At 71.8% G+C, this 25,822-nt stretch carries 21 protein-coding genes and 2 pseudogenes; 14 read left to right on the top strand and 9 right to left on the bottom strand.

Annotated features, from left to right (window positions below):
- Positions 1–94 precede the first annotated feature (94 nt).
- Together ACFYPN_RS11225 and ACFYPN_RS11220 are read left to right on the top strand one after the other, a co-directional pair.
- Positions 95–508 (top strand): hypothetical protein, encoded by a 414-nt coding sequence (locus ACFYPN_RS11225; RefSeq protein WP_358755715.1) that lies wholly within the window; start codon positions 95–97, stop codon positions 506–508.
- Positions 509–854: 346 nt separating this feature from the next.
- Positions 855–3,326 (top strand): PQQ-binding-like beta-propeller repeat protein, encoded by a 2,472-nt coding sequence (locus tag ACFYPN_RS11220; RefSeq protein WP_389297763.1) that lies wholly within the window; start codon positions 855–857, stop codon positions 3,324–3,326.
- Positions 3,327–3,414: 88 nt separating this feature from the next.
- Here the strand turns inward: ACFYPN_RS11220 and ACFYPN_RS11215 are convergent, their stop codons facing one another.
- Positions 3,415–4,029 carry a hypothetical protein gene (locus tag ACFYPN_RS11215; protein ID WP_358755719.1) on the bottom strand — a complete coding sequence of 205 codons (615 nt, stop codon included), beginning with the start codon at positions 4,027–4,029 and terminating at the stop codon, positions 3,415–3,417.
- A 338-nt stretch (positions 4,030–4,367) separates the two neighbouring features.
- Here ACFYPN_RS11215 and ACFYPN_RS11210 point away from each other — a divergent pair, with 338 nt between their 5' ends.
- On the top strand, positions 4,368–4,922 hold the full coding sequence (locus tag ACFYPN_RS11210) for a hypothetical protein (protein WP_358755721.1): 555 nt from the start codon (positions 4,368–4,370) through the stop codon (positions 4,920–4,922).
- Between the two features lie 237 nt (positions 4,923–5,159).
- Here ACFYPN_RS11210 and ACFYPN_RS11205 read toward each other — a convergent pair whose 3' ends face one another.
- The 3 genes from ACFYPN_RS11205 to ACFYPN_RS11195 form a co-directional block, all read right to left on the bottom strand.
- Positions 5,160–5,342, bottom strand: coding sequence for a hypothetical protein (locus tag ACFYPN_RS11205; protein ID WP_358755723.1), 183 nt, complete (start codon positions 5,340–5,342; stop codon positions 5,160–5,162).
- A gap of 253 nt (positions 5,343–5,595) precedes the next feature.
- Complete coding sequence (locus tag ACFYPN_RS11200) at positions 5,596–8,655, bottom strand: BTAD domain-containing putative transcriptional regulator (protein ID WP_358755725.1); 3,060 nt, start codon at positions 8,653–8,655, stop codon at positions 5,596–5,598.
- Between the two features lie 857 nt (positions 8,656–9,512).
- Positions 9,513–9,716, bottom strand: coding sequence for a cold-shock protein (locus ACFYPN_RS11195; protein ID WP_132902898.1), 204 nt, complete (start codon positions 9,714–9,716; stop codon positions 9,513–9,515).
- A 354-nt stretch (positions 9,717–10,070) separates the two neighbouring features.
- Between ACFYPN_RS11195 and ACFYPN_RS11190 the strand changes: the two genes are divergently transcribed.
- The 5 genes from ACFYPN_RS11190 to ACFYPN_RS11170 all read left to right on the top strand — a co-directional run bounded on the left by ACFYPN_RS11190 (position 10,071) and on the right by ACFYPN_RS11170 (position 16,926).
- On the top strand, positions 10,071–10,949 hold the full coding sequence (locus ACFYPN_RS11190) for a menaquinone biosynthesis protein (protein ID WP_358755727.1): 879 nt from the start codon (positions 10,071–10,073) through the stop codon (positions 10,947–10,949).
- Between the two features lie 1,112 nt (positions 10,950–12,061).
- Complete coding sequence (locus ACFYPN_RS11185) at positions 12,062–14,140, top strand: serine/threonine-protein kinase (RefSeq protein ID WP_389297760.1); 2,079 nt, start codon at positions 12,062–12,064, stop codon at positions 14,138–14,140.
- A 72-nt stretch (positions 14,141–14,212) separates the two neighbouring features.
- The gene (mqnC, locus tag ACFYPN_RS11180; RefSeq protein ID WP_358755731.1) at positions 14,213–15,412 is read left to right on the top strand and encodes a cyclic dehypoxanthinyl futalosine synthase; all 1,200 of its coding nucleotides are present in this window, start codon (positions 14,213–14,215) and stop codon (positions 15,410–15,412) included.
- Between the two features lie 10 nt (positions 15,413–15,422).
- Entirely contained in the window at positions 15,423–16,076 is a 654-nt protein-coding gene (locus ACFYPN_RS11175; protein WP_358755733.1) for a hypothetical protein, read from the top strand.
- Between the two features lie 157 nt (positions 16,077–16,233).
- Positions 16,234–16,926, top strand: coding sequence for a demethylmenaquinone methyltransferase (locus ACFYPN_RS11170; protein ID WP_358755735.1), 693 nt, complete (start codon positions 16,234–16,236; stop codon positions 16,924–16,926).
- 78 nt (positions 16,927–17,004) lie between these two features.
- On the opposite strand, the gene ACFYPN_RS11165 is transcribed toward ACFYPN_RS11170, so the two are convergent.
- Positions 17,005–17,532, bottom strand: a complete 528-nt coding sequence (locus tag ACFYPN_RS11165; RefSeq protein WP_358755737.1) for a GNAT family N-acetyltransferase — start codon at positions 17,530–17,532, stop codon at positions 17,005–17,007.
- Positions 17,533–17,629: 97 nt separating this feature from the next.
- Here ACFYPN_RS11165 and ACFYPN_RS11160 point away from each other — a divergent pair, with 97 nt between their 5' ends.
- The gene (locus tag ACFYPN_RS11160; protein WP_358755739.1) at positions 17,630–18,913 is read left to right on the top strand and encodes a geranylgeranyl reductase family protein; all 1,284 of its coding nucleotides are present in this window, start codon (positions 17,630–17,632) and stop codon (positions 18,911–18,913) included.
- Between the two features lie 155 nt (positions 18,914–19,068).
- On the opposite strand, the gene ACFYPN_RS11155 is transcribed toward ACFYPN_RS11160, so the two are convergent.
- The gene (locus ACFYPN_RS11155; protein WP_358755741.1) at positions 19,069–19,752 is read right to left on the bottom strand and encodes a GNAT family N-acetyltransferase; all 684 of its coding nucleotides are present in this window, start codon (positions 19,750–19,752) and stop codon (positions 19,069–19,071) included.
- Positions 19,753–20,011: 259 nt separating this feature from the next.
- On the opposite strand from ACFYPN_RS11155, the gene ACFYPN_RS11150 reads away from it, so the two are divergent.
- Together ACFYPN_RS11150 and ACFYPN_RS11145 are read left to right on the top strand one after the other, a co-directional pair.
- Positions 20,012–20,611 carry a dihydrofolate reductase family protein gene (locus ACFYPN_RS11150; RefSeq protein ID WP_358755743.1) on the top strand — a complete coding sequence of 200 codons (600 nt, stop codon included), beginning with the start codon at positions 20,012–20,014 and terminating at the stop codon, positions 20,609–20,611.
- An 89-nt stretch (positions 20,612–20,700) separates the two neighbouring features.
- Positions 20,701–21,399 (top strand): NUDIX domain-containing protein, encoded by a 699-nt coding sequence (locus ACFYPN_RS11145; protein ID WP_358755744.1) that lies wholly within the window; start codon positions 20,701–20,703, stop codon positions 21,397–21,399.
- Between the two features lie 167 nt (positions 21,400–21,566).
- Here ACFYPN_RS11145 and ACFYPN_RS11140 read toward each other — a convergent pair whose 3' ends face one another.
- The 3 genes and pseudogenes from ACFYPN_RS11140 to ACFYPN_RS11130 all read right to left on the bottom strand — a co-directional run.
- A complete protein-coding gene (locus ACFYPN_RS11140; RefSeq protein WP_358755746.1) occupies positions 21,567–21,767 on the bottom strand; it encodes a DUF397 domain-containing protein in 201 nt (66 codons plus the stop codon).
- Positions 21,768–21,777: 10 nt separating this feature from the next.
- A pseudogene (locus ACFYPN_RS11135) lies at positions 21,778–22,149 on the bottom strand (Scr1 family TA system antitoxin-like transcriptional regulator); the annotation flags it as partial.
- A 35-nt stretch (positions 22,150–22,184) separates the two neighbouring features.
- Positions 22,185–22,241: pseudogene (locus ACFYPN_RS11130) on the bottom strand (hypothetical protein); the annotation flags it as partial.
- Positions 22,242–22,565: 324 nt separating this feature from the next.
- Between ACFYPN_RS11130 and ACFYPN_RS11125 the strand changes: the two are divergent.
- The 3 genes from ACFYPN_RS11125 to ACFYPN_RS11115 all read left to right on the top strand — a co-directional run bounded on the left by ACFYPN_RS11125 (position 22,566) and on the right by ACFYPN_RS11115 (position 25,656).
- Complete coding sequence (locus ACFYPN_RS11125; RefSeq protein WP_358755748.1) at positions 22,566–23,057, top strand: ATP-binding protein; 492 nt, start codon at positions 22,566–22,568, stop codon at positions 23,055–23,057.
- A gap of 200 nt (positions 23,058–23,257) precedes the next feature.
- Positions 23,258–24,193: an alpha/beta hydrolase gene (locus tag ACFYPN_RS11120; protein WP_358755750.1), complete on the top strand. Its 936-nt coding sequence runs from the start codon at positions 23,258–23,260 to the stop codon at positions 24,191–24,193.
- Positions 24,194–24,441: 248 nt separating this feature from the next.
- Positions 24,442–25,656 (top strand): thioesterase domain-containing protein, encoded by a 1,215-nt coding sequence (locus ACFYPN_RS11115; RefSeq protein WP_358755752.1) that lies wholly within the window; start codon positions 24,442–24,444, stop codon positions 25,654–25,656.
- Positions 25,657–25,822 lie beyond the last annotated feature (166 nt).

Raw genomic sequence — 25,822 nt, 5'->3', positions numbered from 1 at the left:
GTGCCCGGCCGCGCGCGCCGGAACGGGCGGGTGAGTTCGCGCCATTGTGGCCGCGACGCCCGCCAGGCGTACGGCTGCCGTCGACAATGGCGCGATGAGAATCCTCGCCCGCAGGGCCGCACTCCTCGGCTTCGGATGCGCGGTCCTGCTGACCGGATGCACCGGCAACTTCTTGCCGGAGCCGGACCGTTCCGACCCTGCCCTCGGACCCGTCGCCACCGCCACCGTGGCGCCCGACGCTGCCGCACGGCTGGCGGAACGTTACCGCCGCGCCGGCGGGGTGCCGGACGTGTACGGGATCGCGCGGAGCTCCGGTGCGGACGGGGTCCCGCTGCTGACCGTGTGGAGGCATGATCCGGACACGGACGACGGGCCCTTCCAGGAACTGAAGGTCTCGGTCACCAGGTATCTGGCGGAGCGGGAGGGCCTTTCGCTGGAGAAGGGCTATCGGATGGACGTCTTCGGCCCGGACGGTTCCCTGCAGCACCGCCTCGACGCCCGCATGTGAATCTGAAGCGCCGGCGGTAGTCGTACCGGCGGGCCCGCGAAGGTCCGTGTGGGGCCCCCGCTCGCGCTCCGGCGGCCTCAGCGCGTGTGCAACGCCGCCGCGCACCGGCGCACTTCGGCTGCGCCCCGTGCTCCGCGCGCTCCGGCATGTCGCCCGTACGGCGGTTGTGCGGGACCGTTCCCCAACAGCGGACGCCGTCCTTCCACCTCTGACGGTGCTGGTGACACCCCCGATTCGCCCCCGGGTTCGCAACTGGGGGCCGCGCCAGGAAGAATCGGGGTGCGCACCGCCAGGTGGTGCCCGGTGGTGAGACGCTGCACGGGGCGGGAATTCGCGGGCCAAGGTCATGGGACCAGGGCCCGTACGGGGAGGTGGCAGGCAAGTGGAGCAGCTGACGCAGCACGACCCGAGACGGATCGGCCCGTTCGAGGTGCTGGGACGGCTCGGAGCCGGCGGCATGGGGCTCGTCTATCTCGCACGCTCGGCATCGGGCAGACGGGTGGCGATCAAGACCGTCCGCACCGAGCTCGCCGAGGACCAGCTCTTCCGCGTCCGGTTCACCCGCGAGGTCGAAGCCGCGCGTGCGGTCAGCGGGTTCTACACCGCCGCCGTGGTCGACGCCGACCCGCGCGCCGCCGTGCCGTGGCTGGCGACCGCGTACGTTCCCGCCCCGTCGCTAGAAGAGATAGTGAACGAGTGCGGGCCCATGCCCACCCAGGCCGTCCGCTGGCTTGCCGCCGGTATCGCGGAAGCCCTCCAGTCCATCCACGGCGCCGGGCTCGTCCACCGCGACCTGAAGCCGTCCAACGTGCTCGTCGTGGAGGACGGCCCCCGGGTCATCGACTTCGGCATCGCCTCCGGGGTCTCCAACACCCGGCTGACCATGACGAACGTCGCCGTGGGCACCCCCGCCTACATGTCGCCCGAGCAGGCTCGCGACTCGCGCAGCGTCACCGGTGCGAGCGACGTCTTCTCGCTCGGCTCGACCCTCGTCTTCGCGGCCACCGGCCACGCCCCCTTCCACGGCGCCAACCCGGTCGAGACCGTCTTCATGCTGCTGCGGGAGGGCCCCGACACCGAAGGGCTCCCGGACGAACTCCGTCCCCTGATCGAGTCCTGCATGCAGATGGACGCGACCCGCCGCCCCAGCCCCGCGGACCTCCAGGCGCAGCTCGCCCCGCACCTCTTCGCCTCCGGCAGCGACGACAGCGGTACCGCGTCCGCCTGGCTGCCGGGCCGGGCCACCGCGATGATCGAGCAGCGGCGCGGCGGCGGACGCACCATGGCCCCCGCTCCCGCGCAGGTGGTGGCCCCGCCGCCGCCCCCGCGTCCGCCGCTCGGAGACTGGGACACCAGTCGCATGCCCGAGACCGCCCCGGTGCCCCAGCCGCCCCACGCCCGGCCCGCACTGCCCATGGGCCCCGGCCCTTCCGTACAGGCACCCCGCCCCGCCTCCACCGCACCCTCGACGGACGGCGGCCCGGTCCGGCTGATCGGCGCGAAGGTCGCGATCGGTCCCGGGCCGCGCGCCGCTGAGATCCGGGGAGCCGCCGCCGCACACCCGGCCGCCGCCACCGGCTGGGTCCGCCCGCCCGCCGGTGTGACCGGGGCCCGGACCACCCCGGTCACCGCGCCCGTACCCGCGCCGACCACGGCCCCCGAAGCGGCACCCGCCGCACCGGACCGCTGGCGTCCCTGGCGTTTCCGCATGTCCAACGACGTCTGGGGCACCCCGGTCGTCGCCGACGGCCTGCTCTACGTGACCTCCTTCGAGATCCACGCGCTCGACATCGGCAACGGCCGACGCCAGTTCAAGACGCGGGACGTGGCCTGGGCGATGGCCGTCGACGACGGGGTGATCCACGCCTCGGACGGCCCTTCCCTCTACGCGCTGGACGCCATGGGCGGCACCGAACGGTGGCGGCGGCGGACCGACGCCTGGGTCTACTCCCTCAAGGCCGACCGGGGCACCGTCCTCACCGGGACCAGGGGCGGCGGCGTCCAGGCGTGGGACGCGGCGGGCGGTGAACCGCTGTGGGAGATCAACGGCGCCCAGACCGACTTCGAGACCGCGGAGGCCGGTCCGGCGCTCCACGACGGGACCGCGTACGTCTGGAAGGACGCCCGGCTGTGCGCGCTCGACGCCCGTACCGGCTCCGAGCGCTGGTCGTACCCCGTCGGTGACGCGGCCTCCTGCGGCGGTGTCCCGGTCCGGGTGGCCTCCGCGCCGGACGGCAACGTGTACGTCGCCGCCGGCACCCGGGTGCTGGCCGTGGAGAACGCCTCCGGCCATGTCCGCTGGCACTTCGAGGCACCCGCGGTCTTCCTCTCGCCGCCCGCCTTCGCGCCTGGCCCGGCGGTGACCGGGGGAGGCGTGTACCTCGCCGACTACCTCGGCACGGTCTACGCACTCGACGCCGCGAACGGCAAGGACCGCTGGCGCATCGCCACCGAGGCCCGCCACTCCATCGAGCCGGTCCTGGTCGCCGGCGGAAACGTGCACGTCGGCAGCGGCAGTGCGCTCTACACCCTCGACGCGGTGACCGGTACCCCGAAGTGGCGGTTCGCGGCCGGCGGGGACGTGGTCGGCAGTCCCGTGGTCGCGGACGGGCGCGTGCACTTCGGCTCCGCGGACCACGTCCTCTACACCCTGGACGCGGCGGGCGGCACCCTGCGCTGGAAGCTCGCTACCGGCGGCGAGATCACCGGCTCACCGGTCGCCCGCGCCGGGGTCGTCTACGCCTGCAGCAAGGACCGGTGCGTCTACGCGCTGGACGCGCTGAAGGGCACGGGTACGGGGAACAACCGGGCCCGATAGGCGTGGTGCGCGTAGCCGCGGACGTGTGCCGCGTGCGCTGCGTCCCCGCGTGTGCCGCGTGAGCTGCGTCCCCGCGGGCCGTCCGTCCTCAGGGCCCGTCGTGCCGACGCGGGTCCTCCGGGCCGGTGTACGGGTCGGGTTCCGGCTCGGGCCCCGTGCTGGTGTGGGCCGACGGGCCCGGCTCCCGCGTCGGCGGCCAGGTGTCCGGGTGCTGGTAGCCGGACGTCGGGTAGGGCGCGGTGCGTGCGTCGTGGTCCGGCGCGCCCCCGGACCGGTCCGGCCCGCGACGCCGGCGGCGTCCCGCCATCAACAGGGACCCGATCAGCATCAGGAGCCCGCCGCCCAGGGCGAGCACCACCCCCCACTGGAGCCCGGACCCGTCCGAGTTCACCGCCAGACTCCCCGCCGCCTGTCCCTGGCGGACCATCCACAGCACGGTGAAGCCGAGTGTCAGGACTCCGGCGAGTGCCACGACGAGCCGCGAGCGCAGAGCCACACCGACGACGGTCAGCACCGCGGCGACCAGCAGGGGCAGGAAGAGGGAGACCATCACGCCCGACGAGGTGGCGGTGATCCCTCCGAAGAGGTCCTGGACGCGGTAATCCTGCCCGGGGCGGCCGTCGTACCAGTCACGGAAGGGGCTCAGGACGGCGGCCGCCGCTCCGACGAGAGCGACCACGGAGCCGAGGATGTTGCGGATCATCGTCAGCCTCCTGACGCTTGGCGCGCACACGTGCTGCGTACGCGCGGATACGTGCGTGACGCTCTCGCCTAAGACGCTACGCCCGCCCCTCCACCCCCGCGAGTCCGAAGCGCCGCCGCGACTTCCGACCCGCCCCGCACACCTCTCCGCGCTCTCCCGCCCCCTGCTCCAGGGGCGCCCCACCCACCCCTTCCGGCCCGTTCCACGCGTCTCCTGCGGACCGCCCCGCCACACCATGACCAATCCGTGACAGGGTCATGACGCCGCAGGGGGCCATCGCTCCCATGCTGGTGCGGCAACGAGAACGTCCGGAGACGAGATACGAGGGGGCTGCATCCATGGTGCGGCAACAGATGAAACTGGCGGCGGTGCTGGCGGTGGTGGTGCTCGCACTCACCGGCTTCTCCACGTCCAGCCACGGCCACGGGTCGAGCCACAGTTCCGGTGACGGCGGCGGGTGTTCCAACGACCGGAAGAGCAACGGCGGCTACGGCAGCACCACCAACAACTACGACGATGACGATGACTACGACTACGGCTCGGGCTCCGATTCGTCCTCGGTGACGGACGAACCGACCCTCGACGCCGCATCGGTGCCCACCCCCGACCCGGAGGTCCGCGTCATCAAGTGCGCCCAGCCGGCCGAGGGTTCGCGCAAGGCCGTGACGTCCTCGCAGGTGGAACTCACCCCGGTCACCTTCGGGACCGCCGAGGTCGACATCACCGTGACGTTCTCCGACTCCGCCACCAACACGCTCGACACGGCCCATCTGCGGGTCGAACTCGACTCCACCGACTCACTCGACCCCCAGAAGTTCACGGTACCCATGGCGCACCCGGGCAAGGTGGACGACGTGCACCACTGCGATGCCCGTGCGGTCTTCGTCGGCTGACGGGTCGCCAGGTTGCGCTACGAGCCCGGCTGTCCGGGGCAAGGACGCGCCGTGGGGCCCGCCGCGACGTCGTCGCTGCGGGCCCCACCCGGTCCTGAACCCGTCACGCGTACCCGGGGCACTCACCGGCTGCGGACGCACGACGGCCGCGGTGGCTTCCCCTCCGCGCCACCGCGGCCGTTCCCCCGTGTCCCGCGGCTCCCCCGAGCCCCGGGCCCCCGTAGCGAAAAAAGTCTGTCAGGTGACGGGCTCCGACGTGGCGTGCATGTCGTCGGTCGTCGCCGTGCCACTGGTGGTCAGCCCCTTCGGGGTGCCCGTGGCATGCATGTCCAGCGTGGTCAGCTCCCCGCCGGCGACCTCGGTGCCGGTGGCGTGCATGTCCTGCGTCGTGAGCTTGGAGTCCTTCTGGGCTTCCGCCATGTTCTGCTCCCCTGAGGTTCTTCGTATCGGGTGGGCGAGGCCCGTCCGGGTGTTCCCCCGAACTGCCGGACGGGCCTCGCAAGAGCCGCTCACCTTAGTGCCTGGATCGAGTTCCGGGCCGGGCTCGCGCCCAGAACTCGGTACAGGCCCTGGTACCACGAGTCGCCCCGCCTGCCCCCCGACGCGACGGATCGACTGGAAGAAAGAATGCCGGTCGGCGATAAACGAACGATGAACGTCCGCCGACGAGGTGTCAGGCGGGCATCACGGAAGCGAACCGGTCGAGCAGCGCGCGTACGTCCGCGGCCTCGGGGGAGCCCGACCCGTCGTAGATCCCGAGCGCCTCGCGCCAGCAGACCTGCGCACGGCCGAACTGGCCCATCCGGACGAGGGCCTGTCCGAGGACGGTGAGGACATTGGCCTTCCGCCAGTCGCCCCCGATCCCGCGCAACGCGGTCAGCGACTGCTCCGCGCCCGCGGCGGCCTCCGCCGCCTGCCCGGCCGCGAGATCGACCTCCGCGAGACGGAACAGGGTCATGCCCACCCACAGCCGCTGCCGGCTCTCGCGGAACACCGCCAGGGCCTCCTGCAACCGGTCCGCGGCATCGGCGAACAACTCACGCTGCGTGAGCGCCATGCCCAGGGCGTAACGGCCGTTGGCGCTGCGGAGCGCGTGGCCCATGCCGTCGTAGATGTCCGTGCCCCGTTGCGCCAGCTCCACCGCGCTGCCGGTACGCCCGGTCGCCAGGTGGATACGGGACAGGTTGCACAGGGCGCTCGCCTCGCCCGGCCGGTCGCCGACCAGTCGGAACGCGTCGATCGCCTGGGAGAAGTACGTCTCGCCGTCGTCGTGGCGGTTCTGGTAGAGGGCCATGATCCCGAGCGCGTTCGAGGCCCAGCAACCGGGCAACGGGTCGAGCGCCGGGTCGACCAGCGCCATGATCCGTGCCGCCTCCTCCTCGGCCTGGTCGAACCGGCCCGAGGCGTGGTGCACATCGGCGAGGGTGACCAGGGCCCGCACCTCCGCGCGGTGGTCACCGCAGGCCGAGGCGGCCGCCAGCAACGCCAGCGCGGTCGTCTCGTACTCCTTCGCGTTGGCACCCGACTCCCCGAGGTCCAGCGCCGCCCACAACAGGTCCACCGCGCGCCGCAGGGTGGCGGCTCCGGCGGACTGGCGCACGCAGGCGAGGATCGTGGCCGCCTCCGTGTACAGCCAGTCCAGTGCCGCGTGCCGGTCGGCGAAGGTCAGCCCGGTGCGTCCGGTGGGCTCCAGGTGGTCCACCAGCCGGTCGCCCGGCCGCTCCAGCGCGTACACGCCGGCAGCCGTCGCGAGGTAGAAGTCGATCAACCGGGAGAGCGCCCGTTCCCGCTCCCCGGGAGGATGCTCGTCGCGCTCGGCGCACGCACGCGCGTAGAGCCGGACGAGATCGTGGTAGCGGTAGCGACCCGGCGCCGCCGACTCCACCAGGGAGGTGTCGACCAGCGACTCCAGGATGTCCTCGGCCACCTGCGGCTCCAGATCGAGGAGCGCGGCGGCCGCGGCCAGGGACACGTCCGGGCCGTCCGCCAGACCGAGAAGGCGGAACGCACGGGCCTGGGCCGGCTCCAACTGCCCGTACCCCAACTCGAAGGTGGCCTTCACCGCGAGGTCGCCCGCCCGCAACTCGTCCAGCCGGCTCCGCTCGTCGGCGAGCTTGGCCGCCAGCACCGCCACCGTCCAGGTACGGCGCGAGGCCAGCCGCGAGGCGGCGATGCGGATCGCCAACGGCAGGAAACCGCAGGCGGCCACCACGTCCAGGGCCGAGTCGCGTTCGGCGCTCACCCGCTCCTCACCGACGATCCGGGTGAAGAGCTGCAAGGACTCGGCAGGGGACATCACGTCCAGGTCCACCAGATGCGCACCGGCCAGGTCGATCATCCGCACCCGGCTCGTCACCAGAGCGGCGCACCCCGGAGTCCCCGGCAGCAACGGCCGGACCTGCGCGGCGTCGTGGGCGTTGTCGAGCAGCACGAGTACGCGGCGGCCGTCGAGGGTCGACCGGTACAGCGCGGCCCGCTCGTCCAGCGAATCCGGGATCGCCGACTCCGGGGTGCCCAGCGCGCGCAGGAACGCGCCCAGTACCGTCTCGGCCTCGGCGACCCGGGCCCCCGCACCCTGGAGGTCCACGTACAACTGGCCGTCGGGGAAGTGGCTCCGGGACCCGTGGGCGACGTGCACCGCGAGCGTCGTCTTGCCCACACCACCGATGCCGGCCAACGCCGAGACCGCCATCACCGAACCCTCGGCCGTCGCCAGCCGGTCGCCCAGCTCGCGCACGAACGCCTCGCGGCCGGTGAAGTCCGGGACCGTGGCCGGGAGCTGCGCCGGTCGCACGGTGACCGGCGGTACGGGCGCGGTCCCGTCGGCCGGACGGGCCAACTCCTCGTCGGCCCGCAGGATGCGCTGCTGGAGCTGGGAGAGCTCGGGACGCGGATCGACGCCCAACTCCTCCGCGAGGAGCCGCCGGGTGTCCGCGTACACCGCGAGCGCCTCGGACTGCCGGCCGCTGCGGTACAGCGCCAGCATCAACAACTCGCGCAGCCGCTCCCGCAGGGGCTGCGCGGCGGTGAGCGCGGTCAGCTCCGAGACCGCCTCGGCGTGGTGGCCCAGCTCCAGATCCAGGTCGAGCCGTGTCTCGGTCAGCTGGCGGCGCCACTCCTCCAGACGGGTGCGCTGATTCTCCGCGTACGGCCCGGGTACGGAAGCCAGCGTCTCGCCGTCCCAGAACGCGAGCGCCCCCGCGATCAGCTCCCGGGCCCTCGCCCGGTCGCCGGCCGCCCGCGCCTTCTCCGCCGCCGCCACCGACTCCTGGGCGAGACGCACGTCGAGAGAGCCTTCGCGGAGCCGGATCGCGTACCCGCCCGACTCGCTGACCAGCACGTCCTGGCCGAGCACCTTGCGGAGCCGGGAGGCGTACGTACGGATCGCCGCCAGCGCCCGCGGCGGCGACGCCTCGCCCCAGATGGCGTCGATCAACTCCGCTGCGGTCGCGGTACGGCCGTCCCGCAGGAGCAGCGCGGCCAGCAGGGCACGCTGCTGCGGGGAGCCGGAGGGCAGCGGTTCGTCACCGAGCCGGACGCGCACGGGACCGAGGACGGAGAAACACAATTCGGGTCGGGGTGAGGGGGCTTCCGGCCGGGGCTGTGCGTGTGGCTGGACCGGGCTCTGGAGTTGGCCGAGGCCCTGCTCGGGATGCGGCTCGGTTCCGGACACCGGCCCTTGCGTGGCGCGCTGTTCCGGATCGCGCACGCGTGGCCCGTTGTCGCGGTCCATTGATGCCCCCTGTCCTGCTTTCGCCCCGCCCGGACGGGCTGTGGTCGCCGGCACCGGGACGGGACGCAGGGGAGCACCCGGGTGTGGCATGAGGGCGCATCCGGATCGTCCGTACCGTGGATACCGCTGTTGACAGTCTGCCTTGTCGCGGGCTGCCCGTCAGCTCTGCGTGACGCTCTGCACAAGGCTTCGACAACGAACGCGGAACCTTGCCCTGCGGGGCGGGCGTTGGGGAATGCCCGGCGGGAAGTGCTCAGGGGCGGTGCCCGTGGGCGTGCCGGTACGGGCGTGCCGGTACGGGCGTCCGGTGTCGGTGGTGGGGCCGCCCGCGGGTCTCCGGCGCGGGGGTGTCGGCGTGCCGGTCTCCCCGAAGCGTCCCGGCGGAGATGGCCCCCGGTGCGCGGGGATGCGCGCCGGGGGCCGTCAGCAGGTGCCTTCGGAGGCCGTCCTCCGGGGGCGGGGTCAGGTGCGCCTGGCCGGGTCCCCGGTGGTGCCCATGACCGTGTCCCCGTCCGGGGCGTCCTGGTACCGGGCGATGCCGGGGCCGGCGGGCGTGATGCCCGCCGCGGCCGGCAACCGGAACGGCGCGGGAGGTGCGCACGTGCCGGGGCGAGGTGCGCCTGGGCGGGGTGCGCGGGCATGGGGTGGCGAGGAGGGGCGCCGGAATGGGTTCGCCGGTGAAAGCGGGGTGCGGGAGTCCCAGGAATGCCGACTCGGAGATAGCGGGCTGGGTAATGCCGGGGCGGAATCAGTGCCCGAATCGGCGCGAGCAAAGGCAGGAGCCCCTTTCCTCGCCGAAGCGGGGAAAGGGGCTCCTTGGGTACTGCTTACCGGCCGCGATCGACCGACCCGGGCAACTAGGCCGGGGTGACGTTCTCAGCCTGCGGGCCCTTCGGCCCCTGAGTGACGTCGAAGTTCACGACCTGGTTCTCCTCGAGGGAGCGGAACCCGGACGAGTTGATCGCGGAGTAGTGAACGAAGACATCCGGGCCGCCGCCGTCCTGGGCGATGAAGCCGAAGCCCTTTTCAGCGTTGAACCACTTGACGGTTCCGGTAGCCATAAAGCCCTCCTTGGGCCAAAGGGTTGCCCTGCTCCAGAACCTGCAAAGAAGTCTGAAAACTACAAAAGCCTGCGGGTTACATGCTCCGCAGGCTTTGTACTGCAAGGGAAACCAAACTGCAACTTGCGAACGAGCCTAGCACGCACTCTCCGGGGAGCGGTAGAGGGAAAGATCACTTCACTCGAATGTTTGATTGGGCGATCCGAGGGGTGACCGGCACGTCGGGCGGAGGGTGGGGAGGGGCCTGGGGCGGGCCGGGTTCAGGGCCGGCGCGGGCCCGGCGAAGACGTGGGTCCGACCCGAGGGTCTTGCCCCGGTGGTGCTGTCGCCCGGCCGCAGGTCTAGCCTCGCGATGTGGACAATTCAACCGTCTCTCCCGTCGAAGGCGGCCATCGCCGCAGCCGGCCCCGCGTCGGCCACATCCAGTTCCTGAACTGCCTTCCCCTCTACTGGGGGCTCGCACGGACAGGGACCCTGCTCGATCTGGAGCTGTCGAAGGACACCCCGGAGAAGCTCAGCGAGCAGCTGGTCAGGGGTGACCTGGACATCGGCCCCATCACCCTCGTGGAGTTCTTGCGCAACGCCGACGACCTGGTCGCGTTCCCTGACATCGCTGTCGGATGCGACGGCCCCGTCATGTCGTGCGTGATCGTGTCGCAGGTGCCCCTGGAGCAGCTCGACCGGGCGCGGGTGGCCCTCGGCTCGACCTCCCGTACGTCCGTCCGGCTGGCCCAGCTGCTGCTCGCCGAGCGCTACGGGGTGCAGCCCGACTACTACACCTGCCCGCCGGACCTCGCCGCGATGATGCAGGAGGCGGACGCCGCCGTGCTGATCGGCGACGCCGCGCTCCGCGCCAACCTGCACGACGCTCCGCGCCTCGGCCTCCAGGTCCACGACCTCGGTGAGATGTGGAAGGAATGGACGGGGCTGCCGTTCGTCTTCGCCGTCTGGGCCGCCCGCAAGGACTACCTGGCCACTGAACCCGAGTACGTCAAGAAGGTGCACCAGGCGTTCCTGGCCTCGCGGGACGTGTCCCTCGAAGAGGTCACCAAGGTCGCCGAGCAGGCCGCGCGCTGGGAAGCCTTCGACGCGGAGGTGCTGGAGAAGTACTTCACCACCCTCGACTTCCGCTTCGGGCCCGACCAGCTCGCGGGCGTACGGGAATTCGCCCGACGCACGGGTGGCGCCACCGGCTACCCCGACGACGTGCACGTCGAGCTCCTCGGCGGCTGACCCGACGCCACCTGCCGGCCGGGCGGCCCGGGCCGTGGTCGTTCTCCCTGCGGCCCGTGGCCCGGCACCCGTTCGTGCCTGCCCCGTGCGCCCGGCTCGACGGCCACCCGGGAGCCCGGCCTGCCCGGCCCGCACCAAACGGCCCGCCTGCCCGGTCCGCCTGCCCGGTCCGCTGCGGGCGGCGGTGTGGCGGGCGGTCGGCGCGGGGCCACGCGGCCACATGGCGCAGGGGTTCCGGGTCCGCGTCTGCCCGGAGGACGGGGGCGACCGGTGGCCGGTGACCCGAGGGGGGCCGGAGGGCCGTGCAAGGGCGCCTGGGGCCGTTGGGCCGGTGCGCGCGCCGGTGGCAACGGACGCCCGCGCGATCCCGGTTCTCATGGCGTCCCATTCGACGGCGATCCGTTTCTCCCTCTTCGCGTTCTTCGCTCTCCCCTGCCCCTTCCTCTCGCTTCCCGACATTCGCGCCCTTTGACGGCTTTCCGCCGGGAAGCCCTTACCCGGGCGTCGTTCTCCTGCCAGGTGCGGGGGTGGGCCGGGCGAAAGCGGATCACGGTGGTGCGGCGGACTGCGACGGGGGCGGAGGACTCCCGTGCGGGTCGCCCCTTCCCGCGTCCCGACGCGATGGCCGGGGGAGCGACGAAGTCTTTTGGTGTGCACACCAACGAAATGATCCCTCTCGTTGGCATTCCCTCCCGGTCGGCTCCGCTTTCCCCTCTCCTATTCCTCCGGGCCGATCTCCGCATGGGCGCCTGGTTCTGCGTCTCCGTACGCCCGGTCACTCGATCTTCTCTTTCCGATCATGTTCTCTCCGTCCACGGGTAAGCCCGCAGTGCTCCTCTCCTCGTTTCCTGCGGGACCGTCGGGGGCTTTCTCGGCCGGAGGGGGGCCGGCCGCCCTGGAGGCCCGTTCCTCTGCCTCTCCCCGGGGTGGCGGGCGGAAAGGCGGGGCTCGGAGAAACGGGAATGCGGAATGCCTCATTCCGTTACCGGTCATCGACCGTGAAGGGTCCGCCTTTCCGGCAAAGGGGGACGGGTGGACCGTTTCCGGTGACCGGGTGACGGGCAGCCCTTACGCTTCGGTCGAGGTCCGCTCGCTTCACAGGGGGAGTCGCCATGCAGCCGCTGGAAGCCGGCGAACCGCGCACCATCGGCGCCTACCGGCTGCTCGGCAGACTCGGCGCGGGCGGCATGGGACGGGTCTACCTGGGGCGCAGCGCGGGTGGCCGCACGGTCGCGGTGAAGGTGGTGCACCCCCACTTCGCCCTCGACGAGCAGTTCCGGGCCCGCTTCCGGCGTGAGGTGGACTCCGCCCGGCGCGTGGGGGCGCGGTGGACCGCTCCCGTTCTGGACGCGGACCCGGACGCACCGGTGCCGTGGGTGGCGACCGGATACGTGGCAGGTCCGCCCCTCTCGCAGGCGGTGACCCGTCACGGGGCGCTGCCCGAGCGTGCCGTGCGGGCGCTGGGGGGCGGCCTCGCGGAGGCGCTGGGCGCCGTGCACCAGCAGGGCATCGTCCACCGTGACGTGAAGCCTTCCAACGTCCTCCTCGCCCTCGACGGGCCCCGGCTCATCGACTTCGGTATCGCCAGGGCCCTCGGCGCGACCGTCTCGCTCACCTCCACCGGCGTCTCGGTGGGTTCGCCGGGCTACATGGCACCTGAGCAGATCCGGGGCGGCGACATCTCCGGAGCAGCCGATGTGTTCTCGCTCGGCGCGGTCCTGGCGTACGCCGCCACCGGTTCCGCACCCTTTCCCGGCGACTCCTCCGCCGTACTCCTGTACAAGGTGGTCCACGAGGAGCCCGAACTCGGGGACCTCCGGGGCGAACTGAGGGACCTCATCGCCGCGTGCCTGGCGAAGGACCCGGCTGCCCGCCCCGCCCCGCCCGCCATCGCGGGCGCTCTCGCCCCCGGCGGGGCGGCCGCGCTGGTGGGGGCGGGCTGGCTTCCCGCCGCGCTGGTCCATGAGGTGAGCCGGGACGCCGTGGCACTGCTCGACCTCGAACCCCAGGAGGGGCCGGTGCTGTCGGGCCCCGTCCCCTTCAGCAGCGCCTCGCTCGACGTACGCGCGGCCGATGCGCGAGGAGCCGAGAGCCGCACGACGGCCCCCGAGGAGAGTGGCGCCGGAGAGAACGCGGACGCCCCCTCCCGCGGCCCCCGCCCCCACGGCCCGCACCCCCACAGCGGCCAGCCCTCCAGCGGCCAGTCCTCCGGTGCTCCGTACTCCGGCGCGGCCCTCGGCGTCTTCGGCCCGCCGATCCCGCTGCCCGCCGAGGGGGCGGAAGGAAGGGAAGAGGTGGGCGGGGACTCGGGCAGCGGGTCCCCCCACCGCCCGGTGAGCGGTCCGCGCCTCCCCCCGTCGGACTCGCGCCTCTCCCCGTCGGACTCGCGCCTCTCCCCGTTGGACTCGGGCCGCTCCCCGTCGGACTCGGGCCGCTCCTCGTCCGGGTCGCGGTTCTCCGTCGCGGTGAGCGCCGACAGCCTGCCGGAGCACCGGCCCGGGGCCCGTCCCGGGCGGAGGGTCAGCTGCACCGTCGCGCTGGCCGTCGCCGGTGCGCTGGCCGTGGTGGCCCTGACGTCGGGTGTGCTCGGCGACCTGTTGCCCTGGAGCGGTGACACGAACGAGCACTCCGACACGGCCGCCTCCCCGCCCTCCGCCTCCCCGCATCCGGGGTCCACCTCCGTGCCGCCCTCCGCATCCGCAGGTTCCTCGGCGGGCTCCGGCTCCGGTACGCCATCGGGTGGCACCACGTCCCCGCCCGCCCCGGGCGACGGCGATCCCGGGGACGGTGAAGGGGGCGGCGGGGCCGGTGACGAGATCACCGCCCTGCCCGAGTCGTTCGTGGGGACCTGGTCCGGTCCGACCCGCGAACGCTCCGGTGCCTCGCACGGCACCCTCACCGCCGTCTTCACCGAGGGGAAGAAGGGCCAGGACGTCGTGCGAATGACCCAGTCGGTCACCGCCCTCGGATCGGAGATCTCGTGTTCCAGCATCGGAACGCTCTCCTCCGGCACCGAGAAGGTGGTGAAGATCCATGAACGCTCGGCAGCGGACAGCTCCGGGAGCCTCTTCTGCACCGGGGCCGACGCGGAACTCACCTTCACCCTCGACGAGGACGGAACCCTCGCCTACCGGTCGTACGAAGAGGCCGCCGGACTTCCCACCGGCACACTGACCCGGTCCGGCCACTGAACGCGACAAGGGCTGGCGTAGGCTGACTCGGTCCGTGGATCCGTCGAAACACCGCCGAAAGGTGACAGCCCGGTGACCGAGAAGGCCGACCTTCAGCCCATCCTCGACCGCGCCGCCGAAGGCGGGCGGATCTCTGCGGAGGAGGCGCTCGACCTGTACCGGTCGGCCCCGCTCCACGCGCTCGGAGCAGCGGCGGACGCCGTGCGCCGACGCCGCTACGCGGGTACGGAGCACATCGCGACGTACATCATCGAGCGCAACATCAACTACACCAACGTGTGCGTCACGGCGTGCAAGTTCTGCGCCTTCTACGCCGCGCCGAAGGACACCGCCAAGGGCTGGTCCCGCGACCTCGACGACATCCTGCGCCGTTGCGCGGAGACCGTCGAACTGGGCGGCACCCAGATCATGTTCCAGGGTGGCCACCACCCGGACTACGGCGTGGAGTACTACGAGGAGCACTTCTCCGCCATCAAGAAGGCGTTCCCGCAGCTGGTGATCCACTCGCTGGGCGCGTCCGAGATCGAGCACATGGCCCGTATCTCCAAGGTGTCCGCCGAAGAGGCGATCCAGCGGATCCACGCCGCCGGTCTCGACTCCTTCGCCGGTGCCGGTGCCGAACTCCTGCCGGCCCGCCCGCGCAAGGCCATCGCTCCGCTGAAGGAGTCCGGTGAGCGGTGGCTGGAGATCATGGAGATCGCGCACAACCTCGGTGTCGAGTCCACCTCCACCATGCTGATGGGCACCGGCGAGACCAACGCCGAGCGCATCGAGCACCTCCGCATGATCCGTGACGTGCAGGACCGTACGGGCGGCTTCCGCGCCTTCATCCCGTACACCTACCAGCCGGAGAACAACCACCTGAAGGGCCGCACGCACGCGACGCTCTTCGAGTACCTCCGCATGATCGCCATCGCGCGTCTCTTCCTGGACAACGTCGCGCACATCCAGGGTTCCTGGCTGACCACCGGCAAGGAGGTCGGCCAGCTGTCGCTGCACTACGGCGCGGACGACCTCGGCTCGATCATGCTGGAGGAGAACGTCGTCTCCTCCGCCGGGGCCAAGCACCGCTCCAACCGCCTGGAGATCATCGACCTGATCCGCAAGGCGGGGCGGGTGCCCGCGCAGCGCGCCACGACGTACGAGCACCTGGTCGTCCACGAGGACCCGGCGCTCGACCCGGTCGACGACCGTGTCGTCTCACACATCTCCTCCACCGCTCTCGACGGCGGTACGGCGCACCCGGAACTCAAGCTCCTCAGCGCCAACTGACGGCTCTCCCTTGCTGACGATCCACGCCGCCGCCCTGTTGCTGCCGGGCCCCGGACGGCGGCCGGTCGAGGGTGGCGCGCTTCTCGTCAGGGACGGATCTCTCGCGGCTGTCGGCTCCTACGAGGAGCTGGCCGCCGGGAATCCGACGGCGAGGGTGCGACGGTGGCCCGGGCTGCTGACGCCCGGGCTCGTCCAGCCGCACGGCGGCCCCCTGCTGGAACGGGCCTACCACCCCGACCCCAGGGAGGCGGACGCCCTCGGCACCGAACCCCTGACCGGCGCCGCGTTGAACGGCGTGGAGATGAACGACAGCCGGTGGGGCGCGAGTGCGCGGCGCGGGGTGCAGCGCATGCTCGCCCACGGCACCGTCGCCGTCGTGGGGCCGTTCAGCCGGCTCCCGGTGGCGGACGCGGTGCAGCGGTCGGGGATGCGCATCCTCGGTCGGCCCCCGGCCGAGGAGGACGGGGCACGGGCCTCGCTGGACCCGCTCGCGTGGCGCCGTACGGCAGCCGAGGCGTTCGCCGCCCCGGCGCTCGACACCGAGAACCGTCCTGCGGACTTCGCGGTGTTCGACGCCCCCGACGACGAGACCCTCCTCCGGGTCGGCGCGGTCTGCTGCGTCGTCACCGTCCTCGGGGGACGGATGGTGTACCGGCGGCGCTGAGGTACGAGGCTGTCCCGTTGGCTGTCCAGGTGGTTGTCCCGGTGGGTGAAGCTGTGGGCGAGGCCGGCCCGCACGTACAGGGGTGTCCGTACCGGCCCGGCGCGCCACCCGGGTGGCCCCCGCGAACCCTGACGGTACGGGCTGCTTGAATGGGCGGGTGACCCGAGCATCCCTGGAAAAGCAGCCGCACGAAGTCGCCTCGATGTTCGACGACGTGGCCCGAAGGTACGACCTCACCAACGACGTGCTCTCGCTCGGACAGGCCCGGCTCTGGCGCAAGGAGGTCGCCAAGGCGGTCGACGCGCGCCCGGGCCAGAAGATTCTGGACCTCGCCGCCGGCACGGCCACCTCCTCGCAGCCCTTCGCGCAGACCGGCGCCTACGTCGTGCCCTGCGACTTCTCCATCGGCATGCTGAAGGTGGGCAAGGAACGCCACCCCTGGATGCCGTTCACGGCAGGCGACGGGACGAAACTCCCGTTCAAGGACGAGACCTTCGACGCGGTCACCATCTCCTTCGGGCTCCGCAACATCCAGGACACCGACGCCGCGCTGAGCGAGCTGTACCGGGTCACCAAGCCCGGCGGCCGGGTCGTGATCTGCGAGTTCTCGCAGCCCACCTGGACGCCGTTCCGCACCGTGTACATGGAGTACCTGATGAAGGCGCTGCCGCCGCTCGCCATCACGGTCAGCAGCAACCCGGACGCCTACGTCTACCTCGCCGAATCCATCCGCGCCTGGCCGGACCAGGCCGGACTCGCGACCCTGCTCCAGAAGGCCGGCTGGTCGAGCGTCGCCTGGCGCAACCTCACCGGCGGAGTGGTCGCGCTGCACCGGGGCGTACGCGCCTGAGCGGCGCACCCGCGCCCCGCACCAGATTGGCCGGTGGCCGGGCCGGGCCGACCCGCGTGTCCGCGCTCGGGACGTCCCTCAGGCCCCCAGCTCCAGCCGGTAGCAGAGCATCGTGCGCGGGACCCGTCTCGTGTCCTCGTAGGACTCGGCGAGGCGCATCCCCAGCCCCTCGGCCACCACGATCGACCGGCGGTTACGCGAGTCGATCATCGCCACGACCTCCTCGACGCCCGTGGCCCGCACGCGCTCCAGCGTGGTGCGGGCGGCCCGGGTGGCGTACCCGCGGCCCCAGGCGGCGCGTCCCAGCCGCCAGCCGATCTCGATCGATCCGACCGGCCCGAACGTGAGGTGCGGCCACGGCTGTGCGCCCGTGAAGCCCAGCACTTCGCCCGCTTCATCGGTCAGCGTCCAGAGGCAGAAGCCGAGTTCGGCGTCGTGCCGGCGCTGGCGTGCGGTCAGCTCCTCGTACACCGAGAACTCCGCCCGCCTGCCACCCAGGAACTCCATCACCTCCGGGTCGTCGAACGTCCGGTACCAGCTCAGGGCGTCCTCGTCGGTGGGGACCCGCAGACGTACCGTCGGGTGGGAGGAAGGCGCGATCGTCATCGGGGAGCCCTTCGGTAAGTTGATCTGCCGGTCCCCATAGACTGCATGGGACCGGTGCCCCGCGGCACGCGATTTCGAGTCTTCGGGAGATCCGACCGTGACCGAGCCCCTCTCCGAACACAGCGCGGACGTGATTGTCGTCGGAGCGGGCCCAGCCGGCTCCACGACCGCGTACTACCTCGCCAAGGCCGGGCTCGACGTCCTGCTGCTGGAGAAGACGGCGTTCCCCCGGGAGAAGGTCTGCGGCGACGGACTCACCCCCCGCGCGACCAAGCAACTCGTCTCCATGGGCATCGACATCTCCGAAGAGGCCGGCTGGTCACGGAACAAGGGCCTCCGCATCATCGGCGGGGGCGTCCGCCTCCAGCTCGACTGGCCCGACCTCGCCTCCTACCCGGACTACGGCCTCGTCCGCAAGCGCGACGACTTCGACGAGCAACTCGCCCGGCAGGCCCAGAAGGCGGGCGCGCGGCTGTACGAACGCGCCAACGTCGGCGCCCCGATCATCGACGAGCGCACCGGCCGCATCACCGGCGTCAACGCCAAGCTCGGTGAGGAGAAGACCCCGGTCACCTTCCACGCCCCGCTCGTCGTCGCCGCCGACGGCAACTCCACCCGGCTCTCCCTCGCCATGGGCCTGCACCGCCGCGAGGACCGCCCGATGGGCGTCGCGGTCCGTACGTACTTCACCTCGCCCCGCCACGACGACGACTACCTGGAGTCCTGGCTCGAACTCTGGGACCGCCGCGGCCCGCAGGACCGCCTGCTGCCCGGGTACGGCTGGATCTTCGGCATGGGCGACGGCACGTCCAACGTCGGCCTCGGCATCCTCAACTCCTCGTCCGCGTTCAAGGAACTGGACTGGCGCGAGGTCCTCAAGGCGTGGTGCGCCTCGATGCCGGCGGACTGGGGCTACACCCCGGAGAACATGACGACGCCCATCCGCGGTGCCGCGCTCCCAATGGCCTTCAACCGCCAGCCGCACTACACCAAGGGCCTGCTGCTCGTCGGCGACGCCGGCGGCCTCGTCAACCCGTTCAACGGCGAGGGCATCGCCTACGCCATGGAGTCCGGCCAGATCGCCGCCGACGTCATCGTGCAGGCCACCGCCCGCGCGACCCCGGCCCAGCGCGAACTGGCCCTGCACAACTACCCGAAGATCCTCAAGGACACCTACGGCGGCTACTACACGCTGGGCCGCGCGTTCGTGAAGATCATCGGCAATCCGAAGATCATGAAGATCGCCACCCAGCGCGGCCTCACCCACCCGCTGCTGATGAAGTTCACCCTCAAGATGCTGGCCAACCTCACGGACCCGACCGGCGGCGACGCGATGGACCGCATCATCAACGGGCTCTCGAAGGTGGCACCGAAGGCCTGAGACGGGGACCGGACGCGGGTGCGGGGCGCTCGGGTTGCAGGGCGCTCGACTCCGTCGCAGGGCGCTCGGCTCCGGCGGTCGGTACACGGAGGCACCGTGTCCTCCGCCTCCGCCTCCGCCTCCGCCTCCGCCTCCGTCGACCTCGCGCGACCCCCCTACCGGTCGGAGGGAACCACCGGGCCCCGGGCGATCAGGACGTCGGCAGTGTGACGCCAGCCGAGGGCGGAGTAGAGGCGCTGGCCTTCCGCACTGGCGATGAGGAGCCCGGTACGGGCGCCCCGGGCCACGGCGGTCTCCGCCAGCGCACTCATCACGGCGCGGCCCAGCCCGCGACGCCGGTGCGCCGCGTCCGTCTCGATGCGATCGGCGATCGCATCGGCGCCGACCACGGCGACGGTGCCGCGCGCCGCCACCTCTCCCGAGGAGTCACGGAGGGAGACGACCGTGACCGGCCCTTCCGTGCGCACCTCGCGCTCGTACGGCGCGGCGGGCGCGTGCCGCGGGTGCGCGGTCAGATCGGTGGTCATGAACCACTCGGACCGCTGGAGCAACTCCAGTCCGGCGGCGCCGACGACGGCTTCGACGGTGTCCGGGCGCAGCGTGGCCACCGTGAGCCAGGTGGTCCGCCTCTCGACGGCGACGGCTGCCGCCAGTCGCGCCAGGGACTCGGGCTCCTCGTCCGCACGGAGCGCGAACACCTCGACCTCGCGCCCGGGTTGGCCGCACACGGACCGCAGGCCGTCTCCGGCGGGCTCCACCGGCTGGGCCTCCGGCAGGGAGCGAGCGGCGGTCCAGCCGTTCAGCCAACGCCGTATCAGCCCTGAATCGATCGTCGTCATCCGGCGATTAGAGCATGATCACAACCGGTGGAGAGGCGAATAACCGGTGGGAGCGCACACCGGCGTACCGTCCCTGAGGTTTCTCCGACGCATCCGACGCATCCGACGCATCCGACGCATCCGACGCATCCGACGTGTCGGCGTGTCGGCGTGTCGCGATGAGTTCTCGCCGGTCGGGCAGTCTCCCTCACGTACACAGCTCACGTACACAGCTCACGTACACAGCGAGCAGGACGACGGAAGACCAGGGAGCGAGCCCGTGCGCATCGTCATCAGTGCTTTCATGAGCCTCGACGGCGTCGTGCAGGCGCCGGGCGGACCGGAGGAGGACACGGACGGCGGGTTCGCGCACGGCGGGTGGTCGCACCCCTTCTTCGATCCGGAGGTCGTGGGCGGGGCCTTCCAGGACGTACTGGCCAAGGCGGAGGCGCTGCTGTTCGGACGCCGTACCTGGCAGAGGATGGCGGCGGCGTGGCCGGACCGGGCGGGCGACCCGTTCGCCGACCGGATGAACGCCATCGCGAAGTTCGTGGTGTCGAGGACGCTGTCCGACCAGGACCTGACGTGGGCGAACACCACACTGATCCCCGGCGGTGGGGCCGTCGACCGCATCCGTGCCCTGCGCGGCACCGAGGGCGGCGACCTGGCGATCATGGGCAGCCCCACCCTCGCGCGAACCCTCCTGGGGGAGGGGCTGGTCGACGAGGTGCGGCTGATGATCATGCCGGTTCTGCTCGGAGGCGGGAAGACGATCTTCCCGGCGGACGGAGGGCTGCGCACGCTGGAGTTGGTCTCGACCGTCACCAGCGCCGCCGGCGTGAACGTGTGCACCTACCGGCCGGTCGGCACGAACGCCTGACCGGCGCTCCGGGACGCCGGGAGGAACGCGGCGGCCTCGGCCGGGTAAGCCCTTGCGCCCGCATCCGGCCGCCGCACACCATCGGGTCCATGAGAGCAGACGTGCGGTACGACGACGATGCCCTGGTGCTCACGAGCGACCCGACGGAGGAGGGCGTCTACCACCTGCCCCGCGCCGGAGAACCGGTGGACGAGAGCCGCCGCCGGGCCCTCACCCTCGCGGAGGCGCTGCACGTACGCATCCGGCCGGTCGGCACGGCGGAGGAGGTGCTCCGCGACTGGGCGGTCAGCGGTCCGAAGAGCCGCCCGGCGCGCTGGAAGGACCCGACGACCTCCGTGCCGAAGCGTGTACGGGCCGGGGCGCTGGTGATCCGCGACGACGGTCACATCCTGCTCATCCGGCAGACCGACCGGCGCTCCACCTGGTACGAGATCCCCGGCGGTGGCGTGGAGGCGGGGGAGACCCTGCACGAGGCAGTGGTGCGGGAGTTGCGGGAGGAGACCGCCCTCGACGGGAGCGTCGGCGAGGAGGTGGCGCGGGTGTGGAAGGAGGGGACCCGGCAGCACTACTTCCGCGTCCACGCCGAGGGCGAGGTCGGCGCCGAGGAACAACTCGACAACTACGGTGGCCAGCCCGTGTGGAAGCCGGTCGCCGAACTGCCCGGGACCGCGCTCTGGCCGAGGCGGCTGAGCTGGCGCATCGCCCACTGGCATGACGCCGGCTGGCCCGGGTCGCCGGTCGAACTCGCCGACAGCGTCAAGGATTTGGACAAGCCCTGCACGTGGTAGTCGGCGGAGTGCGGGGAGTTCGGGGGATCACCGTCAAGATGTCGGCGCACGGCGGCCGGTGGGGCGACTCACCCGACGGTCGGCACACTTGCGCGATCCCTCGATCCGACCTTTCCGCCCGCCCGCCCCACCCGACCGCTCGGGTCGGGGGCAGGGCCGAAGTCCCATCAGATCAGGTGGTCGAATTCACCCGCTTTGACGCCGAGAATGAACGCGCGCAACTTGGCGACGCTGGTGGCGATGACCACTTCGGGGTCATCGCTCTCGCGCACCCTGATGGCCCCATCCACCGGAGCGAGTTCGATGCAGTCCTGATTGTCGTCGGCCCCCGAGAAGGAGGACTTCTGCCACTTGATCGGGTCGGTCATGCCGTTGGTCTCACATTTCCTGTGCGATGTGCCGGATGGGTCCGGTCGACTCCTCCGCGCTGAGCGCGATCGGATCGACGGCGCCGAGGAGCTTCCGGTAGCGGGCGAGTTGCGCCTCCGCATCCAGAAATCCGCCATCGAACGCGGTATCGAGTTGAACTGTGTCAAGGGCCGGGAGCGCCGCGCCCGCGTAGAGCATCGAGTGCACCGAACCCGTGATGCGGGCGGCGAAGGGGATGACGCGAATCGTCACGGACGGCCACGACGCCACGGCGACCAGGAAGGCGAGTTGCTCCCGCATGGTTGGTGTGTCGCAGTACCGCATGCGGAGCGCGCTCTCGTGGATGAAGGCTTCGAGTAGTGAGTGGCGAGCTTGCGAACGCGGTCGCCGCTCACCCCGTACCGCCCGGACTCGATGTGGCTGATCTGGGCGCGCTCGCCGCCGAGATGGGCGGCGGCCCGGCTGCCCGACATACCTGCCCTCTCGCGCAGTTTGCGAAGTTCCGCGCCCAGTCGCCTCCGGCGGGCGGTCGGGTAGCTCCGTGGCGGCATGGGTCCTCCCCTTTGTGCGGCTATGAGTGCGCCGCGCTTCTGCAGTACTGGTCCACTCGTACGGGTGGTACGGAAGTCCCAATGTTGTGCCGTCCCGTTGTTGTGCCCCAGCGTCCGGAGTGTCGGAATCCGCCGCACCGCGATGCCGAAGTGCGCGTGTGACCGGACCCGTTGGCGCGGAGCGGTACGACCGCAGCCACGGTGCCGGAGGCGGGCCAACCGCACCGGACGCAGGGAGACCTCGTCATGACTGTCGTAGCCACACCACCCCCGCCCGCCCCGTCCACCGGTCCGCTCCTGCCGCGACGCGGCGACCGGTACCGGGTGATGGCGCCGAACAACGCGCACGCGCCCAAGCTGGTACGGGACTTCGTGGCCACGATCCTGCGGGTGACCGGGCACCTCGGGCTGGTCGACGACGCCCGGTTGTGCGTGAGTGAGGTGGTGGGGAACGCGTACTGCCACACGAGGTCCCGGCTCATCCGCGTCGATGCGGCGCTCGCCGCGCGCCGGGTCACGATCCACGTCACGGACGACCAGCCGGACCCACTGCCGCTGATCGCACCGGGGCCCGGTGCGGAGAGCGGCCGCGGGCTGCTCATCGTGGACCGGGTGGCCGCGCGCTGGGGGGCCACCGGGCAGGGGCGGGGAACGCGGCAGACGAAGACGGTCTGGTTCGTGCTGGAGGATGCGGCGAGAGCGGTCCAGGCGGAGGGCGGTCGGGCGTCAGGCGCCTGACCTGGCCGGACCCGTTCCTGGGGGTATCTCGGGACACATCTCCTGGGGGTATCCCCACCCCTCCCACTGGCCCCAGCCGCACTGCCGATCGGCGTGCCAACCGGATGTTCCCGGGGCGGGCGCGCCCGGAGGATGGAAGGCATCCGATCGGCTCCGATCGCACTCCTTACCCAGGCATTCCAGGCACCCGAGGACCACCCATGGCACGTATGCGCCCGCGCTCCCGACGTACCCGCCGCGCCCTCTCCGCGGTCGCCCTGCTGGCGGTCACCGGCGGGATCGTCACCGCCTGCGGCGACGAGGACTCCGCCGCACAGAAGGCGGCCGCCCCGTCGAAGTCGTCCGTATCGGCGCCGGCATCAGCTCCGTCGGACGCGTCGAAGCTACGCATGATCGACAGCGGCGGCCATCAGGTCGCGTTCCACGTCACCGCGGGGCACGGGCCCGCCATCGTCCTGGACGCGGGTGGCGGGGAGGACTCCTCGTACTGGAAGGACATCGCTCCCCGGCTCCACGCGGACACCGGTGCGACGGTCATCACGTACGACCGTGCCGGCCTCGGCCGGAGCGAGGCGGTGCCCGGACCTTGGGACGTGGAGGCCGCCGTCGGCGACCTGAAGGCGGGGCTCACCGAGCTGGGTGTCACCAAGGACGTGATCCTGGTGTCCCACTCGCAGGCCGGCGAGGTCGCGACCTACTTCACGAAGGAGAACCCGGCGGTGGTCTCGGGCTCCGTGCTCGTGGACGCCAATCTCCCGCCGTTCTTCACGGACGAGGAGATCGCCCGGCTCGTCGCCGCTACTCAGCCGCAGCTGGATGCTGCGAAGAAGGACCCCGCCAAGCCGGAGAACGCCCAACTGATATCGACCGCTGAGAACTTCACCCCGGCGCACCAGGCGTACAACAAGGTCTCCTGGCCGGAGAGCGTCCCCGTCGATGTCATCGTTTCGGAGAAGACCCCCTTCGACGGATCGCCCGAGGACGCCCAGCGCTGGCGCGACGCTGCCGCCTCGTTCGTCCGGCAGGCGCCGAACCGGACGCTCGTCACCGCGACGGGCAGCTCGCACGACGTGCCGAAGGACCGGCCCGATCTCGTGGTGGACCAGATCGAGAAGATGGCATCGGCGCAGGGCTGACCCGTCACCGCCGTGGAATGCACGAGCCGGGGGAGCGGCGCGGGGTACGCACCGGGCGCGCATGGGGCGTGCGCGAACCGGTAAACCTGCACATCCCGCGTCCCCTATAGGGATGAAACAGGACGCATCCTCTCGCCCGGTGATTCCCGGCACCCTCATGATGAGCCCTGTCTCCGTGATGTCCCTCGGTTCCCGTGCCCGCCGATCCGGTGGGCCGCTGGGGCGTGCGCAGACGGAGGAGCGTCACATTGTCCGGTCAGCAGGATGAGCAGGGTGTAGGCGAGTTCGCGGTCGGCGGGGCGGTCCACGCCAGGGCGCCGATCACGATGCCGGTGCCCCGGCCCGACGAGGAGTGGGAACTCCCGAACGGCTTCGCCCACGTCTTCCACGGCGAGAACAACGACGGCATCCGGAGACCGGTCCTGCTGGCCGACGGGTTCAACCTCGGCCCGTCCGACCTGGAGAAGCTCTTCCGCGGTGTGGACGGCGGTGAGTACGCACTCATCACGGAGATCCGCCGGAGCGGCCGGGACGCCGTCCTCATCGGCTTCGACGAGCGCAGCGCCTCCCTCCTCGACAACGCCAAGACCGTCACCGCCGCCATCCAGCGCACCATCGCCGAACGGCAGGGGCACACCCCGCTGACCGTGGGCGGTTTCAGCATGGGCGGGATCATCACCCGCTACGTCCTGGCCAAGCTGGAGGGGCAGGGCATCGACCACCAGACGGCCCTCTACTTCTCCTACGACAGCCCGCACCGGGGCGCCGTCATCCCCATCGGGCTCCAGGCGTTCTCCTACTTCATCCCGTTGGCCAACAAGTTCGCCCAGCAGATGGACAGCCCAGCCGCCCGCGAGATGCTGTGGCGCCACTACGACCGGGAATCCGGGACGGTCGGGGTAGCCCCCGAGCGCGAGAAGTTCCTCGCGGAACTGCGCTCGGTCGGATTCTGGCCGCAGCGGCCCCGTCTGCTCGCGGTGGCCAACGGCAGGGGCGACGGACTGGGGCCGGCCCTCAACCCCGGCCAGGTCGCGCTCTCCAGCGTCGGCGAACTGGTCTACCCCGGCACCACCTTCTACACCCAGTCCGAGGGCCACGAGGTCGTCGTCGCCGAGCTGAAGCGGCTCCTCCCGGCGGCCGAGGAGACCATCACCACCAGTGGCTTCCCCGAGCTCGACGGCGCGCCCGGCGGCACGCTCGACTCGTACGGCATCCTCGCGGCGATGCTGGAGAAGTTCGGCGCGGAGATCGAACTGAACCACGCCGACACCTGCTTCGTCCCGACCGTGAGCGCGGTCGCCATCCGCGATCTCGACCAGCCGGACGACCTCTACGCGAACGTCGACGCGCTGCCGCCCGAGGAGAGCGACCTCGACGAGTTCCTCTGCTCGTCCGAGACCACCGGGCACACCCAGATCACCGAGCAGTTGGGCAGCTGGCTCCTGGAGCGCCTGCCGGGGTGAGTCCACCCCCGCTCAGCCCACCTGACGACCGAGCAGGCAACCGGGCAGCCAACCGAGGGGAGGGCGCACGGAGGCGCCACCCCCGACGTGCCCCGGTGCGCCGCCGCTGAACGCCCGCCGCACCCACCCCGACGCGCCGAGGGCCGCCCCTCCCGAGCGGGGAGGA

This window comes from Streptomyces sp. NPDC005576, assembly GCF_042871745.1.
Classification (GTDB): Bacteria; Actinomycetota; Actinomycetes; order Streptomycetales; family Streptomycetaceae; genus Streptomyces.
Note: the sequence above shows the minus strand (reverse complement) of the source record. Positions and strands in the feature narration are given on the sequence as shown.